This is a genomic window from Actinopolyspora mortivallis DSM 44261 (assembly GCF_000384035.1).
Classification (GTDB): domain Bacteria; phylum Actinomycetota; class Actinomycetes; order Mycobacteriales; family Pseudonocardiaceae; genus Actinopolyspora; species Actinopolyspora mortivallis.
On sequence record NZ_KB913024.1, the window covers coordinates 221,179 to 236,714 of the forward strand.

Sequence of the window (15,536 nt, forward strand, 5' to 3'; positions counted from 1 at the left end):
GCGGCGCGCATGCGTACCCCCGTTTTGACCCCCTGAGAACGGGGCAGGTATCTTTATGACTTGGACCCGAAACCCCTCGGGTCACTCCGCATGTCCGTGCGCGAGAACCGCCCGTGTGGTCGGCGGGGGAGCGCCCGTGGATGGTGCGGAACTCTCCTGACGGCCCTCCGGGGTGCACACCCGCTGGGACGCCGCCCCTGCCACACGGCTGAGGGACGGGCGACACGCCCGACCTCGTGTCGCGGGGTGTGGGGCGTGAGGAGACCCAAGTACACAGAGACCTGGGTACACGGTGCTCGGCGCCAGGGGTGCGAACGGTGCTCGAACGAGCGCTGCCGTGAAGCGAGTACCACCAAGACACGAACGCTCGAGAAGAAAGCCGGTCCATGCCCACCATCCAGCAGTTGGTCCGAAAAGGCCGCCACGACAAGGCCTCGAAGGTCACCACCGCGGCGCTCAAGGGAAGTCCGCAGCGCCGTGGAGTGTGCACGCGCGTGTACACGACTACTCCGAAGAAGCCCAACTCGGCACTGCGCAAGGTTGCTCGTGTCAAGCTCACCAGCGGTATGGAGATCACCGCCTACATCCCTGGTGAGGGTCACAACCTGCAGGAGCACTCGATCGTGCTCGTCCGCGGCGGCCGTGTGAAGGACCTCCCCGGTGTCCGCTACAAGATCATCCGCGGTTCGCTCGACACGCAGGGTGTGAAGAATCGCAAGCAGGCCCGCAGCCGGTACGGAGCGAAGAAGGAGAAGAGCTGATGCCCCGCAAGGGTCCCGCCCCCAAGCGGTCAGTGGATTCTGATCCCGTCTACAACTCCCCGCTGGTCACCCAGCTGATCAACAAGGTTCTCGTCGACGGGAAGCGTTCGCTGGCCGAGCGTGTCGTGTACTCGGCGCTGGAAGGCTGCCGTGAGAAGACCGGCACCGATCCGATCGTGACGCTCAAGCGCGCCCTGGACAACGTCAAGCCCTCGCTGGAGGTACGCAGCCGCCGTGTCGGTGGCGCGACCTACCAGGTTCCGGTCGAGGTGCGTGCCGGTCGTTCGACCACGCTGGCTCTGCGCTGGGTGGTGCGGTTCGCCCGTCAGCGTCGGGAGAAGACCATGATCGAGCGCCTCACGAACGAGCTGCTCGACGCCAGCAACGGTCTCGGTGCGAGTGTCAAGAAGCGCGAAGACACGCACAAGATGGCGGAGTCCAACAAGGCCTTCGCTCATTACCGGTGGTGACCGGGTCGGCTGTATTGCCCGCCTCGGCTCACCGATTCGACAGCTTCAGGCTTGCTGTAGGAACGGGGACGAACTCGTGGCACGCGACGTGCTGACCGACCTGACCAAGGTCCGCAACATCGGCATCATGGCCCACATCGACGCGGGCAAGACCACCACGACCGAACGGGTGCTGTACTACACCGGCATCAACTACAAGCTCGGTGAGGTGCACGACGGCGCCGCGACGATGGACTGGATGTCGGAGGAGCAGAAGCGGGGTATCACCATCACCTCGGCTGCCACCACGACGTTCTGGCAGGAACACCAGATCAACCTCATCGACACCCCCGGGCACGTCGACTTCACCGCCGAGGTGGAGCGTTCGCTGCGCGTGCTCGACGGTGCCGTCGCGGTGTTCGACGGCAAGGAGGGAGTCGAGCCCCAGTCCGAGCAGGTGTGGCGGCAGGCCGACAAGTACGGGGTCCCGCGCATCTGCTTCGTCAACAAGATGGACAAGATGGGCGCCGACTTCTACTTCACCCTCGGCACCATCCGGGAGCGGCTCGAGGCCAAACCGTTGGTGTTGCAGCTGCCCATCGGCAGCGAGTCCGACTTCGAGGGCGTTGTCGACCTCGTCAGCATGAAGGCGCTGACCTGGCGCGGTGACGTGGCCAAGGGCGCCAAGTACGAGATCGAGGACATCCCCGAGGACCTCGTCGAGACGGCCAACGAGTACCGCAACGAGTTGCTGGAGTCCGTCGCGGAGTCCAGCGAGGAGCTGATGGAGGCCTACTTCGGCGGTGAGGAACTGACCGTCGACCAGATCAAGCAGGGCATCCGCACGCTCACGCTGAACCAGGAAGCCTTCCCGGTGCTGTGCGGCACGGCCTTCAAGAACAAGGGCGTGCAGCCGATGCTGGACGCCGTGGTGGAGTACCTGCCCTCGCCGCTGGACATCCCCGCCGTGCAGGGTGTGCTGCCCGGTTCCGAGGAAGCCGCCTCGCGGGAGGCGAGCACCAAGGAGCCGTTCTCCGCGCTGGCCTTCAAGGTCGCCGTGCACCCCTTCTACGGCAAGCTCACCTACGTCCGGGTCTACTCCGGGAGGATCGAGCAGGGCGCCCAGGTGATGAACCCGACCCGGGACCGCAAGGAGCGCATCGGCAAGCTCTTCCAGATGCACTCCAACAAGGAGAACCCGGTCGACGAGGCCCAGGCCGGGCACATCTACGCGGTGGTCGGGCTGAAGGACACCAGCACCGGTGACACGCTCTGCGACCCCCAGAACCAGATCGTTCTGGAGTCGATGAGCTTCCCGGACCCGGTCATCGAGGTGGCGATCGAGCCGAAGACCAAGGCCGACCAGGAGAAGCTGTCCACCTCCATCCAGAAGCTCGCCGAAGAGGACCCGACCTTCCAGGTCAAGTACGACGAGGAGACCGGGCAGACCATCGTCAAGGGCATGGGTGAGCTTCACCTGGAGGTCCTGGTCAACCGGATGAAGACCGACTTCAAGGTCGAGGCCAACATCGGCAAGCCGCAGGTCGCCTACCGCGAGACGATCCGCAAGCGTGTCGAGAAGCACGAGTACACCCACAAGAAGCAGACCGGTGGCTCCGGCCAGTTCGCGCGTGTGGTGATCAACCTCGACCCGATCGAGCAGACGGCGGACAGCCCGACCTACGAGTTCGACAACCAGATCACCGGTGGACGCATCCCCCGCGAGTACATTCCCTCGGTGGACGAAGGGGCCCAGGACGCCATGCAGGTCGGCGTGCTGGCGGGCTACCCGATGGTCGGTGTCAAGATGACCTTGGTGGACGGCCAGTACCACGAGGTCGACTCCTCGGAGATGGCGTTCAAGGTCGCCGGTTCGATGGCGATGAAGGAAGCGGCCGCCAAGGCCAGTCCGACGCTGCTCGAACCGTTGATGGCTGTCGAGACGACGACACCCGAGGAGTACATGGGTGAAGTCATCGGCGACCTCAACTCCCGCCGTGGTCACGTCCAGGCCATGGAGGAGCGTGGCGGTTCCCGCGTCGTCAAGGCGCTGGTGCCGCTGTCCGAGATGTTCGGGTACGTGGGCGACCTGCGTTCCAAGACGCAGGGGCGCGCGAACTACTCGATGGTGTTCGACTCCTACGGCGAGGTTCCGGCGAACGTGGCCAAGGAGATCATCGCGAAGACTACGGGGGAGTGACACCCGCGTAGTCGACATCGCCCCGCTTCCGCGCTCCAGAAGCGGGGCGAGGACACAACCCGACAGGACTCCGCCCGTTACGTGGTCCCCGCGCGGCAGGCGCGGTCGGAGCTCGTCGCACGGCGGAAACGATCACAAGTCCAGGAGGACATTCCAGTGGCGAAGGCGAAGTTCGAGAGGGACAAGCCCCACGTCAACATCGGGACCATCGGTCACGTTGACCACGGCAAGACCACGCTGACCGCGGCCATCACCAAGGTCCTGCACGACAACCACCCGGACCTGAACCCCTACACGCCTTTCGAGGACATCGACAAGGCTCCGGAGGAGAAGGACCGCGGGATCACCATCCAGATCGCGCACGTCGAGTACCAGACCGAGGCGCGGCACTACGCCCACGTGGACGCCCCGGGCCACGCGGACTACGTGAAGAACATGATCACCGGTGCCGCCCAGATGGACGGTGCGATCCTGGTGGTGGCGGCGACCGACGGTCCGATGCCGCAGACCCGTGAGCACGTGCTGCTCGCCAAGCAGGTCGGTGTGCCCTACATCCTCGTCGCCCTGAACAAGGCCGACATGGTCGACGACGAGGAGATCATGGACCTGGTCGAGATGGAGGTCCGTGAGCTGCTCAGCGAGCAGGACTTCCCCGGCGACGACGTGCCGATCGTGCGCGTCTCCGCGCTCAAGGCGCTGGAGGGCGACGCCGAGTGGGGCCAGAAGATCATGGAACTGCTCAACGCCGTCGACGCCAGCGTGCCGGACCCGCAGCGTGCCACCGACCAGCCGTTCCTGATGCCGGTGGAGGACGTCTTCTCCATCACCGGTCGCGGGACCGTGGTCACCGGCCGTGTCGAGCGCGGTGTCATCAAGGTGAACGAGGAGGTCGAGATGGTCGGCATCAAGGAGAAGCCGATCAAGACCACGGTCACCGGTGTCGAGATGTTCCGCAAGCTGCTCGACCAGGGTCAGGCCGGCGACAACGTCGGTCTGCTGCTGCGTGGTGTCAAGCGTGAGGACGTCGAGCGCGGCATGGTCGTCATCAAGCCGGGCACGACCACCCCGCACACCGAGTTCGAGGCTCAGGTCTACATCCTGTCCAAGGACGAGGGCGGTAGGCACACGCCGTTCTTCAACAACTACCGTCCGCAGTTCTACTTCCGTACCACCGACGTGACCGGTGTGGTGACCCTGCCCGAGGGCACCGAGATGGTCATGCCCGGTGACAACACGGAGATGTCCGTGCAGCTCATCCAGCCCATCGCGATGGAGGAAGGGCTGCGTTTCGCGATCCGTGAGGGTGGCCGCACGGTCGGCGCGGGCCGCGTCATCAAGATCAACAAGTGAGGGCGGGGTTCCCCTCCGGGGCGTTCCGGAGCGGGAACCCCACCCCCGGTTCGGGGTGGCGCACCCGGTGTGTCACCCTGAATGGGTTGCCTGTCAAGGCGGCTGGGCCGAGAGGCGACGCTGTCGACTCGTGATTCGGTCCGGCCGCCTTGATGTGGGCGCGCCGTGCCCGTGATTCACTTCGCGGACCGGCGTATCCGGTTGCGCGGGTGCCGCCGGACAGACGTTCCGGCCGGGGCCGATATGGGTGGCAACCCGAGGTGTACGGATCCCTGCGGATCCATCTCATCGGCGTGGATCGATGGGACCGGCCTGTATCGCGCGGGCGACACGCCCGACCGCGTGTGCCGGGCACCCAGACACCTGAACAGGGGCGGGCTGCGGACCGTGGCGCCGCGCCGGCGAGCTCGCGGGACACGTGTGCCACACGTGACCGCGAAGGAGCCGGCGACGTCGGGTCTACGCACCGCGCTAGGTACTAGCGGCACGAGACAGAGGAACGGCAAGCCACTATGGCGGGACAAAAGATCCGCATCCGGCTCAAGGCCTACGACCACGAGGCGATCGACGCGTCCGCACGCAAGATCGTCGAGACCGTGACGCGCACCGGCGCTTCGGTTGTCGGGCCGGTGCCGCTGCCCACCGAGAAGAACGTCTACTGCGTCATCCGCTCCCCGCACAAGTACAAGGACTCGCGGGAGCACTTCGAGATGCGCACGCACAAGCGGCTCATCGACATCGTCGAGCCGACGCCGAAGACGGTGGATGCGCTCATGCGCATCGACCTGCCGGCAAGTGTCGATGTGAATATCCAGTGAGCGGTCGACGCGCATTCGGTTCAGTGACAGGCGGCGGAGAGAACGAGAGCCATGTCTGAAAGGCAGTTGAAGGGGATTCTGGGCACCAAGGTCGGGATGACCCAGGTCTTCGACGACCAGAACCGGGTCGTTCCGGTGACGGTCGTGGAAGCCGGGCCCAACCTGGTCACCCAGATCCGTACCAAGGAGAAAGACGGTTACCAGGCCGTCCAGCTGGCGTTCGGCGCCATCGACCCCCGCAAGGTGAACAAGCCGCGCAGCGGCCAGTTCACCAAGGCGGGCGTGACGCCGCGCCGTCATCTGGTCGAGCTGCGCACCGCGGAGGCCCCCAACTACGAGCTCGGTCAGGAACTGACCGCCAGCAGCGTGTTCGAGGCCGGGTCGCACGTGGACGTGGTCGGCACCAGCAAGGGCAAGGGCTTCGCCGGTACGGTCAAGCGCTACGGCTTCGCCCGTCAGGGCCAGAGCCACGGTACGCAGGCCGTGCACCGCAAGCCGGGCTCCATCGGTGGCTGCGCTTACCCCGCTCGGGTGTTCAAGGGCAAGAAGATGCCGGGCCGCATGGGCGGCAAGCGCGTGACCACCCAGAACCTCAAGGTGCACCGGGTCGACGAGGAGTCCGGGATGCTGCTGATCAAGGGAGCCATCCCCGGCCCCAACGGCGGCCTCGTGCTGGTCAAGAGCTCTACGAAGGGTGGTGCGTGATGGCCGCTAAGCTCGACGTCCGCACACCGGACGGGAACACCGACGGACAGGTCGACCTGCCCGCGGAGCTGTTCGACGCGAAGGCGAACGTGCCGCTGATGCACCAGGTCGTCACGGCCCAGCTGGCCGCGGCGCGCCAGGGCACGCACTCCGTCAAGACCCGCGGCGAGGTCTCCGGCGGCAGCAAGAAGCCGTACCGCCAGAAGGGCACCGGCAACGCCCGCCAGGGTTCGATCCGTGCCCCGCAGTTCGTCGGCGGTGGCACCGTCCACGGCCCCACCCCGCGGGACTACTCGCAGCGCACCCCGAAGAAGATGAAGGCGGCCGCGCTGCGCGGAGCCCTGTCCGACCGCGCCCGCGCGGGACAGGTCCACGTGGTCACGCACGTGGTCGAGGGCGAGCGGCCCTCCACCAAGGCGGCCAAGGCGGCGCTGCGGGCCGTGACCGAGGCCAGGCGCGTGCTGGTGGTGCTCGACCGCAGCGAGGAGACCTCGTGGTTGAGCCTGCGGAACCTGCCGCACGTGCACATCATCGAACCGGGTCAGCTGAACACCTACGACGTGCTGGTCAACGACGACGTCGTGTTCAGCAAGCAGGCCTTCGAGCGCTTCGTCACCGAGCGGTCGCCGAAGCGTTCGGCCCGGACCGCGGTCACTGCCGACGCGACTTCGAGTCAGGCTGAGGAGGCAGACCAGTGACTTCCGATCCGCGAGACGTCATCATCGCGCCGGTGATCTCCGAGAAGAGCTACTCGCTCCTGTCGGAGAACCAGTACACGTTCCTGGTCCGCCCGAGCTCGAACAAGACCGAGATCAAGATCGCGGTCGAGAAGATCTTCGGCGTGCGGGTCAAGAGCGTCAACACGATCAACCGCCAGGGCAAGCGCAAGCGCACCCGCAACGGGTTCGGCAAGCGCAAGGACACCAAACGGGCGATCGTGACGCTGTCCCCCGATAGCAAGCCGATCGAGATCTTCGGCGGCCAAACCGCCTGAGCAGGGCGCTGAACGGCACGTCGAAGGAGACTGAGGACTGCGATAGAGATGGGCATTCGCAAGTACAAGCCGACGACACCGGGTCGTCGCGGTTCGAGCGTGGCCGATTTCTCCGAGATCACCCGATCCCACCCGGAGAAGTCGCTGGTCCGTCCGCTGCACGGCAAGGGCGGCCGGAACGGGCACGGCAGGATCACCACCCGACACCAGGGTGGTGGCCACAAGCGTGCGTACCGCGTGATCGACTTCCGGCGCAACGACAAGGACGGTGTGCCGGCCAAGGTCGCGCACATCGAGTACGACCCCAACCGCAGCGCGCGCATCGCGCTGCTGCACTACCGGGACGGCGAGAAGCGCTACATCATCGCCCCGAACAAGGTCCGGCAGGGCGACATGGTGGAGAGCGGGCCGCGGGCCGACATCAAGCCGGGTAACAACCTGCCGATGCGCAACATCCCCACCGGCACCGTGATCCACGCGATCGAGCTGCGTCCGGGTGGCGGAGCGAAGATCGCGCGTTCGGCCGGAACCAGGGTTCAGCTGGTGGCCAAGGAAGGCCCCTACGCCCAGCTGCGGATGCCCTCGGGCGAGATCCGCAACGTGGACGTGCGCTGCCGGGCCACCGTCGGCGAGGTCGGCAACTCCGAGCACTCCAACATCAACTGGGGCAAGGCGGGACGGAGCCGCTGGCGGGGCAAGCGCCCCACAGTCCGCGGTGTCGTCATGAACCCGATCGACCACCCGCACGGTGGTGGTGAGGGCCGCACCTCCGGTGGCCGCCACCCGGTCAACCCGAAGGGCAAGCCCGAGGGCCGCACCCGCCGCAGCAAGCCCAGTGACAAGCTCATCGTTCGGCGTCGTCGCACCGGCAAGAAGAAACGGCGCTGAGCAGGGAGGTAACGACCGATGCCACGTAGCCTGAAGAAGGGCCCGTTCGTGGACGACCACCTGCTCAAGAAGGTGGACGCCCTCAACGAGTCCGGCAAGAAGACGGTGATCAAGACCTGGTCGCGCCGGTCCACGGTCATCCCGGACATGGTGGGGCACACGATCGCCGTTCACGACGGCCGTAAGCACGTGCCGGTGTTCATCAGCGAGAACATGGTCGGGCACAAGCTCGGCGAATTCGCCCCGACCCGCACTTTCAAGGGTCACGTCAAAGAAGACCGGAAGTCTCGCCGCCGCTGAGCGGGTTTGTGACACGAACGAGCCGGGTCGTCCGATTCCGTCGGCGACCCGGGGCAAAGGGGTAGCAGGATGAATGCCCGTACCGACGACAGTGCCGCGGAGGAGAATCCGCGTGCGGTGGCGCGGGCCCGCTTCGTCCGCGTGTCGCCGATGAAGGCGCGGCGCGTGGTCGATCTCATCAGGGGCCGCAGCGCCAACGAAGCCCTGGACGTGCTCAAGTTCGCGCCGCAGGCCGCCAGCGGTCCGGTGTCGAAGGTGCTCGCCAGTGCCATGGCCAACGCGGAGAACAACAACGCGCTCGATCCGAGCACGCTGTGGGTGCACCGTGCGTACGTGGACGAGGGGCCGACGCTGAAGCGCTTCCGCCCGCGTGCCCAGGGACGTGCTTTCCGCATTCGGAAGCGGACCAGCCACATCACGGTCGAGGTCGAGTCGCGCCAGCCGAAGGGGCAGGGCAAGTCTCGTAAGCGCAGCCAGAAGGGGAGTGCCCGGTAGTGGGTCAGAAGATCAACCCGCACGGCTTCCGGCTCGGCATCACCACGGACTGGAAGTCTCGCTGGTACGCCGACAAGCAGTACGCGGAGTACGTCGCGGAGGACGTCAAGATCCGCAATCACCTGTCGCGGGGAATGGAGCGCGCCGGGATCTCCAAGGTCGAGATCGAGCGCACCCGTGAGCGGGTGAGGGTGGACATTCACACCGCCCGGCCGGGCATCGTCATCGGCCGGCGGGGTGCCGAGGCGGACCGCATCCGCGGTTCGCTGGAGAAGCTGACCGGTAAGCAGGTCCAGCTCAACATCCTCGAGGTCAAGAACTCCGAGGCCGATGCCCAGCTGGTCGCCCAGGGCATCGCCGAGCAGTTGTCCAACCGTGTGTCCTTCCGTCGGGCCATGCGCAAGGGCATCCAGTCCGCCATGCGCTCGTCCCAGGTCAAGGGGATCCGGGTGCAGTGCAGCGGCCGTCTCGGTGGGGCCGAGATGTCCCGTTCGGAGTTCTACCGTGAGGGCCAGGTGCCGCTGCACACGCTGCGTGCGGACATGGACTACGGGTTCTTCGAGGCCCGCACGACCTTCGGCCGCATCGGTGTGAAGGTCTGGATCTACAAGGGCGAGCTCATCGGGGGCCTGAAGCAGAAGCAGCAGGAGTCCGAGGTGCGCCCCCCGCGCGGCGAGGGCGGTGGCGGTGGTGGCCGCCGTTCCGAGCGCGGCGGCAAGCGTCGTTCGGGTGCCTCCGGCACCACGAACACCGGTACCCAGGGCGGCCGTTCCGCGAAGGGCCCGAAGTCCGGTGGCTCCGCGGAGAGCCCACAGCAGGAGCAGACGGCGACGGACGCCGCCGCCGAGAACGCTCCGGCTGTCAGCGAGCCGCACGCTGAACAGAAGACGGAGGACTGAGACGTGCTCGTCCCACGCAAGGTCAGGTGGCGCAAGAGCCACGCGCCGAAGCGTAAGGGCTTCGCCAAGGGCGGCACCCGGATCAACTTCGGCGAGTACGGCATCCAGGCGCTCGAACACGCCTACGTGACCAACCGGCAGATCGAGTCGGCGCGTATCGCGATCACCCGGCACGTCAAGCGTGGCGGCAAGGTCTGGATCAACATCTTCCCGGACCGGCCGCTGACGAAGAAGCCCGCCGAGACCCGCATGGGTTCCGGTAAGGGTTCGCCGGAGTACTGGATCGCCAACGTGAAGCCGGGTCGGGTCGTGTTCGAGCTGAACTACCCGAACGAGAAAATCGCTTACGAGGCACTGAGGCGCGCGGTCCACAAGCTTCCGATGAAGTGCAAGATCGTGTCCCGCGAGGGTGGTGACTTCTGATGGCCGCTGGTGTCACCGCTTCCGAACTCCGGGAGCTCAACGACGAGGAACTCGTCTCCCGGTTGCGGGAGTCGAAGGAGGAGCTGTTCAACCTTCGGTTCCAGATGGCCACCGGGCAGTTGCAGAACAACCGACGGTTGCGCGTGGTTCGCAGGGACATCGCCCGGATCTACACGATCATGCGTGAACGTGAGCTGGGCCTGTCGGTGTCTCCTGAGGGCGCCGAGGAGGGCGCGGCATGAGCGAAACAGTGACGCACGAGCAGAACGCACAGCGTAACCAGCGCAAGACCCGTGAGGGCTACGTCGTCTCGGACAAGATGAACAAGACGATCGTCGTGGCTCTCGAGGACCGCAAGAAGCACCCGCTCTACGGCAAGATCATGCGCAAGACCACCAAGGTCAAGGCGCACGACGAGAACAACGACGCGGGTGTCGGCGACCGGGTGTTGCTGATGGAGACGCGACCGTTGTCGGCGACCAAGCGCTGGCGACTGGTCAAGATCCAGGAAAAGGCCAAGTAACGCCACCTGCGGGGGGTGGGACAAGCCCCCCGCAGGTTGTTGTGACCGCGCATGTCGGGTCGGAAATCGGACATGCCAGAGTGTCTCCGCACGTCGGGTGCGGAAACTTAGGGTCAGGAGTAAACGTGATCCAACAGGAGTCGCGACTGCGAGTCGCCGACAACACCGGGGCCAAGGAGATCCTCACGATCCGCGTCCTCGGTGGTTCCGGTCGGCGCTACGCGGGTATCGGCGACGTGGTGGTGGCCACGGTCAAGGAGGCCATCCCCGCCGCCGGTGTCAAGCGTGGTGATGTGGTCAAGGCGGTCATCGTCCGTCAGAAGAAGGAGAAGCGTCGCCCGGACGGTTCCTACATCCGGTTCGACGAGAACGCGGCGGTGCTGATCAAGCAGGGCGGGGACCCGCGCGGTACCCGTATCTTCGGGCCCGTCGGGCGTGAGCTGCGTGAGAAGAAGTTCATGAAGATCATCTCGCTCGCGCCGGAGGTGCTGTGATGAAGGTGAAGAAGGGCGACACGGTCGTCGTCATCGCCGGCAAGGACAAGGGCGCCCGGGGCAAGGTCATCCAGGCCTTTCCCAAGCGGGAGCGTGTGCTGGTCGAGGGTGTCAACCAGATCAAGAAGCACACCCGGGTCTCGCGGACCGAGCGTGGTGCGCAGTCCGGCGGCATCGTGACGCAGGAAGCACCGATCCACGTCAGCAACGTGATGGTCCTGGACTCGGACGGCCAGCCCACGCGCGTCGGTTACCGCACCGGCGAAGACGGCAGGAAAGTTCGGATCTCTCGCCGCAACGGTAAGGACATCTGACTCGTGACTACCACCGAGAAGAACACCGAGAGGATTGTCCCGCGGCTGAAGACCCGCTACCGCGACGAGATCTTCCCCGCGCTGAAGGAGGAGTTCGGGTACTCCAACCCGATGCAGGTGCCCAGCGTGGTCAAGGTCGTCGTCAACATGGGTGTGGGCGATGCCGCGCGGGACAGCAAGCTGATCGAGGGCGCCGTTCGCGACCTGGCGACGATCACCGGTCAGCGGGCCGAGGTGCGCAGGGCGCGCAAGTCCATCGCGCAGTTCAAGGTCCGCGAGGGAATGCCGATCGGGGCGCGGGCGACGCTGCGCGGGGCGCGCATGTGGGAGTTCATCGACCGCCTGGTCACGATCTCCCTGCCGCGCATCCGGGACTTCCGGGGCCTGTCGCCGAAGCAGTTCGACGGTAACGGCAATTACACGTTCGGGCTCAACGACCAGTCGATGTTCCACGAGATCGACCAGGACTCGATCGACCGGGCACGCGGCATGGACATCACGGTAGTGACAACGGCCACCACCGACGAAGAGGGCAGGTCGCTGCTGCGGCATCTGGGCTTCCCGTTCAGGGAACAGTGACTCGTGGCCGTCGCTGCGGATCGAGACGAGGAGAACTGAGCCGATGGCCAAGAAAGCACTGATCAACAAGGCGGCGCGCAAGCCGAAGTTCAGCGTGCGTGCCTACACTCGTTGCCAGCGTTGCGGGCGCGCCCGCGCCGTCCTGCGCAAGTTCGGCCTGTGCCGGATTTGCTTCCGGGAGATGGCCCACGCGGGTGAGCTGCCGGGGATCAGCAAGTCCTCCTGGTGAGGTGCTCTCGACGGGACGACCCCACGGGGGAGGTCTCGTCGGTCACCGGGGCCAGTGGCTGCAGCCCGGTACGAGGCTCGCGACGAACGGAGTTCCGTCACCCCGACCGACGGGGTCGTGGAGCGGAACCAGTACCCCGACTTCGTTTAGGCCAGGATCCAGACCGTGCTCCCGCGCGGTATCCGGGTCCGGGGAACCGAACGAGAAAGGTTGACAGGGTCACCATGACGATGACCGATCCGATCGCAGACATGCTGACGCGTCTGCGCAACGGGAGTCGCGCCTACCACGACGAAGTCGTGATGCCGCACTCCAAGCTCAAGGCGAACATCGCCGACATTCTTCAGCGTGAGGGCTACGTGGCCGGCTCTCGCGTGCAACAGGGCACCAAGACCAAGGAACTGGTCGTGGAGCTCAAGTACGGCCCCAACCGCGAGAAGTCCATCACCGGGCTGCGCCGGGTCTCCAAGCCCGGGCTGCGGGTGTATGCCAAGTCCACGAACCTGCCGAAGGTTCTGGGGGGACTGGGCATCGCCATCATCTCGACGTCGAGCGGCCTGCAAACGGACCGGCAAGCGATGCGTAATGGTGTGGGCGGGGAAGTCCTCGCCTACGTCTGGTGAAGGAGGAGTCCACGGTATGTCGCGCATCGGGAAGTTGCCGATCACCGTTCCCTCCGGCGTCGAGGTGGAGATCGACGGCCAGACGGTTACGGTGAGCGGCCCCAAGGGGAAACTGCACCAGCGTATTTCCGAGCCGATCAGGGTCGAGAAGGACTCCGACGGCTCGATCCTGGTCAAGCGTCCGGACGACGAGCGGGCCAGCCGTTCGTTGCACGGTCTGTCGCGCAGCTTGATCAACAACATGGTCCTCGGGGTCAGTCAGGGTTTCCAGAAGGACCTCGAGATCCAGGGTGTCGGTTACCGTGTGGTGCAGAAGGGTCAGAACCTCGAGTTCTCCCTGGGCTACAGCCACCCGGTGGTCATGGAACCGCCGGAGGGCATCGAGTTCGCCACGGACGGTCCGGCGAAGCTGTCGGTCAAGGGAATCGACAAGCAGCTCGTCGGAGAGGTAGCCGCCAGGATCCGCAAGCTGCGCCTGCCCGAGCCCTACAACGGGAAGGGTGTGCGCTACGCGGGCGAGAACATTCGCCGCAAGGTCGGGAAGACGGGTAAGTGACCATGAGCGAGACCACCACAGCCACGAGGAAGCGCAAGCCGGTGGGCAAGAGCGTCGCGGGTGAGCGTCGTCGCGCCCGGGCCCAGCGGCACGCCCGTATCCGCAAGAAGATCAGCGGCACGCCCCAGCGTCCCCGGCTGGTCGTCAGTCGTTCGACGCGGCACATCGTCGCGCAGGTCATCGACGACACGATCGGGCACACCCTGGCATCGGCGTCCACGCTGGAAGCGGACATGCGCACGTTCGAGGGCGACAAGAAGGCCCAGGCAACCCGGGTCGGCGAGCTGGTCGCGGAGCGTGCGAGCAAGGCAGGAATCGAGAAGGTGGTTTTCGACCGCGGTGGGCACGCCTACCACGGTCGGGTGGCCGCCCTCGCGGATGCCGCACGCGGCGGCGGTCTGGAGTTCTGAAGCGGTGCCCAGCAACCACTACGCCGTCGTACGAAGGATGACAGCACGTAACGGAAGGGACGCCTGATGCCTGGACGCACTCGGCGTGAAGGCGGTTCGGAATCCGGCGGCAAGGACCGCAAGGACCGCCGCGACGGTGGCCGTGGCGGGGCGGCCCAGGAAAAATCCCCGCAGTTCGAGCGTGTCGTGACCATCAACAGGGTCGCGAAGGTCGTCAAGGGTGGCCGGCGGTTCAGTTTCACCGCCCTGGTCGTCTGTGGTGACGGCGACGGCCTCGTCGGCGTGGGCTACGGCAAGGCCAAGGAAGTGCCTTCCGCCATCGCCAAAGGGGTCGAGGAAGCCAAGAAGAACTACTTCCGCGTTCCGCGGGTCGGAGGCACGATCACGCACCCGGTTCAGGGTGAGGACGCCGCCGGCAAGGTGCTGCTGCGTCCGGCGAGCCCGGGTACCGGGGTCATCGCCGGTGGCCCGGTGCGTGCGGTGCTGGAGTGCGCCGGTGTGCACGACGTGCTGAGCAAGTCGTTGGGCAGCGGCAACGCCCTCAACATCGTGCAGGCGACCATCACGGCGCTGAAGGAACTCCAGCGTCCCGAGGAGGTCGCGGCTCGGCGTGGTCTTCCGTTGGAGGACGTCGCTCCGGCCAGGATGCTGCGCCAGCGCGCGGGTCAGGAGGTCTGAACCGGATGAGTCAGCTGAAGATCACCCAGAAGCGTGGACTGGTCGGGCGGAAGCCGAACCATCGCGAGACGATGCGGAGCCTCGGGCTGCGTAAGATCGGCCAGACCGTGATCCGCCCGGACAATCCCATGGTCCGTGGCCAGATCCACACGGTCGGCCATCTCGTGTCGGTCGAGGAGGTCGAGTAATGACCATCAAGATTCATGATCTGCGGCCCGCTCCGGGAGCCAAGCGCGGCAAGATCCGTGTCGGTCGTGGTGAGGGTTCCAAGGGCAAGACCGCGGGCCGGGGCACGAAGGGCACGAAGGCCCGGAAGACCGTGCCGCCCGGTTTCGAGGGTGGGCAGATGCCGCTGCAGATGCGGCTGCCCAAGCTGCGTGGCTTCAAGAACCCGAACCGGGTCGAGTACAAGGGAGTCAACGTCGGCAGGCTGGCCGAGGCCTTCCCGCGGGGAGGCACGGTCGGCGTCGAGGAGCTGATCGGTGCCGGGCTGCTGAAGAAGGGCCAGCTGGTCAAGATCCTCGGTGACGGTGACCTCGACGGCGTGAAGCTGGACGTGACCGCGCACGCGTTCACCGCCAGCGCCAGGGAGAAGATCACCGCCGCCGGTGGTACCGCCACCAAGCGGGAACGCTGAGGATCCGCCGTATTCCTTCGGGTGGTTTTTCGCCGCCCGGGTTACGGCATGTGATCACCGGTCGAGAACGGGGTCGGTCTTCCACGGAAGGCCGACCCCGTTTGTGTGCCCTCTGATCGGGGGACGCAGCATCGTCCGTGCGGCGGCGAGGACTCGACCGGAGGCCGCACTCGCCGCTTCCGAACTCCCGCCACCCGTCCGATGGGCGCAC

At 66.1% G+C, this 15,536-nt stretch carries 25 protein-coding genes; all 25 read left to right on the forward strand.

Annotated features, from left to right (window positions below):
* Positions 1-386 precede the first annotated feature (386 nt).
* Positions 387-761: a 30S ribosomal protein S12 gene (gene rpsL, locus ACTMO_RS0101145; RefSeq protein WP_019852812.1), complete on the forward strand. Its 375-nt coding sequence runs from the start codon at positions 387-389 to the stop codon at positions 759-761.
* Positions 761-1,231, forward strand: a complete 471-nt coding sequence (gene rpsG, locus ACTMO_RS0101150; RefSeq protein WP_019852813.1) for a 30S ribosomal protein S7 — start codon at positions 761-763, stop codon at positions 1,229-1,231. The genes rpsL and rpsG overlap by 1 nt, the downstream gene beginning before the upstream one ends.
* A 76-nt stretch (positions 1,232-1,307) precedes the next feature.
* Complete coding sequence (fusA, locus tag ACTMO_RS0101155; protein WP_019852814.1) at positions 1,308-3,410, forward strand: elongation factor G; 2,103 nt, start codon at positions 1,308-1,310, stop codon at positions 3,408-3,410.
* A gap of 156 nt (positions 3,411-3,566) precedes the next feature.
* The gene (tuf, locus tag ACTMO_RS0101160; protein WP_019852815.1) at positions 3,567-4,760 is read left to right on the forward strand and encodes an elongation factor Tu; all 1,194 of its coding nucleotides are present in this window, start codon (positions 3,567-3,569) and stop codon (positions 4,758-4,760) included.
* Positions 4,761-5,272: 512 nt separating this feature from the next.
* On the forward strand, positions 5,273-5,578 hold the full coding sequence (rpsJ, locus tag ACTMO_RS0101165; RefSeq protein ID WP_017976809.1) for a 30S ribosomal protein S10: 306 nt from the start codon (positions 5,273-5,275) through the stop codon (positions 5,576-5,578).
* Between the two features lie 51 nt (positions 5,579-5,629).
* Positions 5,630-6,283, forward strand: coding sequence for a 50S ribosomal protein L3 (rplC, locus tag ACTMO_RS0101170; RefSeq protein WP_026448753.1), 654 nt, complete (start codon positions 5,630-5,632; stop codon positions 6,281-6,283).
* Positions 6,283-6,981, forward strand: a complete 699-nt coding sequence (rplD, locus tag ACTMO_RS0101175; protein ID WP_019852817.1) for a 50S ribosomal protein L4 — start codon at positions 6,283-6,285, stop codon at positions 6,979-6,981. Before rplC ends, rplD begins: the two co-directional genes overlap by 1 nt.
* Positions 6,978-7,277: a 50S ribosomal protein L23 gene (rplW, locus tag ACTMO_RS0101180; RefSeq protein WP_019852818.1), complete on the forward strand. Its 300-nt coding sequence runs from the start codon at positions 6,978-6,980 to the stop codon at positions 7,275-7,277. The genes rplD and rplW overlap by 4 nt, the downstream gene beginning before the upstream one ends.
* A 48-nt stretch (positions 7,278-7,325) precedes the next feature.
* On the forward strand, positions 7,326-8,165 hold the full coding sequence (gene rplB / locus ACTMO_RS0101185; RefSeq protein ID WP_019852819.1) for a 50S ribosomal protein L2: 840 nt from the start codon (positions 7,326-7,328) through the stop codon (positions 8,163-8,165).
* An 18-nt stretch (positions 8,166-8,183) separates the two neighbouring features.
* Complete coding sequence (rpsS, locus tag ACTMO_RS0101190; protein ID WP_019852820.1) at positions 8,184-8,465, forward strand: 30S ribosomal protein S19; 282 nt, start codon at positions 8,184-8,186, stop codon at positions 8,463-8,465.
* 69 nt (positions 8,466-8,534) lie between these two features.
* Positions 8,535-8,960 (forward strand): 50S ribosomal protein L22, encoded by a 426-nt coding sequence (gene rplV / locus ACTMO_RS0101195; RefSeq protein WP_026448754.1) that lies wholly within the window; start codon positions 8,535-8,537, stop codon positions 8,958-8,960.
* Positions 8,960-9,859 (forward strand): 30S ribosomal protein S3, encoded by a 900-nt coding sequence (gene rpsC / locus ACTMO_RS0101200; protein ID WP_019852822.1) that lies wholly within the window; start codon positions 8,960-8,962, stop codon positions 9,857-9,859. Before rplV ends, rpsC begins: the two co-directional genes overlap by 1 nt.
* A gap of 3 nt (positions 9,860-9,862) precedes the next feature.
* Complete coding sequence (rplP, locus tag ACTMO_RS0101205) at positions 9,863-10,282, forward strand: 50S ribosomal protein L16 (RefSeq protein WP_019852823.1); 420 nt, start codon at positions 9,863-9,865, stop codon at positions 10,280-10,282.
* Positions 10,282-10,524, forward strand: a complete 243-nt coding sequence (gene rpmC, locus ACTMO_RS0101210) for a 50S ribosomal protein L29 (protein WP_019852824.1) — start codon at positions 10,282-10,284, stop codon at positions 10,522-10,524. Before rplP ends, rpmC begins: the two co-directional genes overlap by 1 nt.
* A complete protein-coding gene (gene rpsQ / locus ACTMO_RS0101215) occupies positions 10,521-10,805 on the forward strand; it encodes a 30S ribosomal protein S17 (protein WP_019852825.1) in 285 nt (94 codons plus the stop codon). Before rpmC ends, rpsQ begins: the two co-directional genes overlap by 4 nt.
* 125 nt (positions 10,806-10,930) lie before the next feature.
* Positions 10,931-11,299, forward strand: coding sequence for a 50S ribosomal protein L14 (gene rplN / locus ACTMO_RS0101220; RefSeq protein WP_019852826.1), 369 nt, complete (start codon positions 10,931-10,933; stop codon positions 11,297-11,299).
* The gene (gene rplX / locus ACTMO_RS0101225) at positions 11,299-11,613 is read left to right on the forward strand and encodes a 50S ribosomal protein L24 (protein WP_019852827.1); all 315 of its coding nucleotides are present in this window, start codon (positions 11,299-11,301) and stop codon (positions 11,611-11,613) included. The genes rplN and rplX overlap by 1 nt, the downstream gene beginning before the upstream one ends.
* Before the next feature lie 3 nt (positions 11,614-11,616).
* Complete coding sequence (gene rplE / locus ACTMO_RS0101230; protein WP_019852828.1) at positions 11,617-12,192, forward strand: 50S ribosomal protein L5; 576 nt, start codon at positions 11,617-11,619, stop codon at positions 12,190-12,192.
* Positions 12,193-12,235: 43 nt separating this feature from the next.
* Complete coding sequence (locus ACTMO_RS0101235) at positions 12,236-12,421, forward strand: type Z 30S ribosomal protein S14 (protein WP_019852829.1); 186 nt, start codon at positions 12,236-12,238, stop codon at positions 12,419-12,421.
* Positions 12,422-12,645: 224 nt separating this feature from the next.
* Entirely contained in the window at positions 12,646-13,044 is a 399-nt protein-coding gene (gene rpsH, locus ACTMO_RS0101245; protein ID WP_019852831.1) for a 30S ribosomal protein S8, read from the forward strand.
* Positions 13,045-13,060: 16 nt separating this feature from the next.
* On the forward strand, positions 13,061-13,600 hold the full coding sequence (gene rplF, locus ACTMO_RS0101250) for a 50S ribosomal protein L6 (RefSeq protein ID WP_019852832.1): 540 nt from the start codon (positions 13,061-13,063) through the stop codon (positions 13,598-13,600).
* The gene (gene rplR, locus ACTMO_RS0101255; RefSeq protein ID WP_019852833.1) at positions 13,597-14,010 is read left to right on the forward strand and encodes a 50S ribosomal protein L18; all 414 of its coding nucleotides are present in this window, start codon (positions 13,597-13,599) and stop codon (positions 14,008-14,010) included. Before rplF ends, rplR begins: the two co-directional genes overlap by 4 nt.
* A 66-nt stretch (positions 14,011-14,076) precedes the next feature.
* On the forward strand, positions 14,077-14,688 hold the full coding sequence (gene rpsE / locus ACTMO_RS0101260; RefSeq protein ID WP_019852834.1) for a 30S ribosomal protein S5: 612 nt from the start codon (positions 14,077-14,079) through the stop codon (positions 14,686-14,688).
* 5 nt (positions 14,689-14,693) lie between these two features.
* Positions 14,694-14,876, forward strand: coding sequence for a 50S ribosomal protein L30 (rpmD, locus tag ACTMO_RS0101265; protein WP_019852835.1), 183 nt, complete (start codon positions 14,694-14,696; stop codon positions 14,874-14,876).
* On the forward strand, positions 14,876-15,325 hold the full coding sequence (gene rplO / locus ACTMO_RS0101270; protein ID WP_019852836.1) for a 50S ribosomal protein L15: 450 nt from the start codon (positions 14,876-14,878) through the stop codon (positions 15,323-15,325). The genes rpmD and rplO overlap by 1 nt, the downstream gene beginning before the upstream one ends.
* Positions 15,326-15,536: the final 211 nt, after the last annotated feature.

Bases quoted from the DNA above. Each gene is read 5' to 3' on its own strand.
- rpmD (WP_019852835.1), top strand. From the start codon at position 14,694: ATGAGTCAGCTGAAGATCACCCAGAAGCGTGGACTGGTCGGGCGGAAG.
- rpsH (WP_019852831.1), top strand. From the start codon at position 12,646: ATGACGATGACCGATCCGATCGCAGACATGCTGACGCGTCTGCGCAAC.
- rpsG (WP_019852813.1), top strand. From the start codon at position 761: ATGCCCCGCAAGGGTCCCGCCCCCAAGCGGTCAGTGGATTCTGATCCC.
- rplB (WP_019852819.1), top strand. From the start codon at position 7,326: ATGGGCATTCGCAAGTACAAGCCGACGACACCGGGTCGTCGCGGTTCG.
- ACTMO_RS0101235 (WP_019852829.1), top strand. From the start codon at position 12,236: ATGGCCAAGAAAGCACTGATCAACAAGGCGGCGCGCAAGCCGAAGTTC.
- rpsS (WP_019852820.1), top strand. From the start codon at position 8,184: ATGCCACGTAGCCTGAAGAAGGGCCCGTTCGTGGACGACCACCTGCTC.
- rplF (WP_019852832.1), top strand. From the start codon at position 13,061: ATGTCGCGCATCGGGAAGTTGCCGATCACCGTTCCCTCCGGCGTCGAG.
- rplD (WP_019852817.1), top strand. From the start codon at position 6,283: ATGGCCGCTAAGCTCGACGTCCGCACACCGGACGGGAACACCGACGGA.
- rpsL (WP_019852812.1), top strand. From the start codon at position 387: ATGCCCACCATCCAGCAGTTGGTCCGAAAAGGCCGCCACGACAAGGCC.
- rpsJ (WP_017976809.1), top strand. From the start codon at position 5,273: ATGGCGGGACAAAAGATCCGCATCCGGCTCAAGGCCTACGACCACGAG.
- rplC (WP_026448753.1), top strand. From the start codon at position 5,630: ATGTCTGAAAGGCAGTTGAAGGGGATTCTGGGCACCAAGGTCGGGATG.
- rpsE (WP_019852834.1), top strand. From the start codon at position 14,077: ATGCCTGGACGCACTCGGCGTGAAGGCGGTTCGGAATCCGGCGGCAAG.
- rplV (WP_026448754.1), top strand. From the start codon at position 8,535: ATGAATGCCCGTACCGACGACAGTGCCGCGGAGGAGAATCCGCGTGCG.
- rplX (WP_019852827.1), top strand. From the start codon at position 11,299: ATGAAGGTGAAGAAGGGCGACACGGTCGTCGTCATCGCCGGCAAGGAC.
- rpmC (WP_019852824.1), top strand. From the start codon at position 10,282: ATGGCCGCTGGTGTCACCGCTTCCGAACTCCGGGAGCTCAACGACGAG.
- rplO (WP_019852836.1), top strand. From the start codon at position 14,876: ATGACCATCAAGATTCATGATCTGCGGCCCGCTCCGGGAGCCAAGCGC.
- rpsQ (WP_019852825.1), top strand. From the start codon at position 10,521: ATGAGCGAAACAGTGACGCACGAGCAGAACGCACAGCGTAACCAGCGC.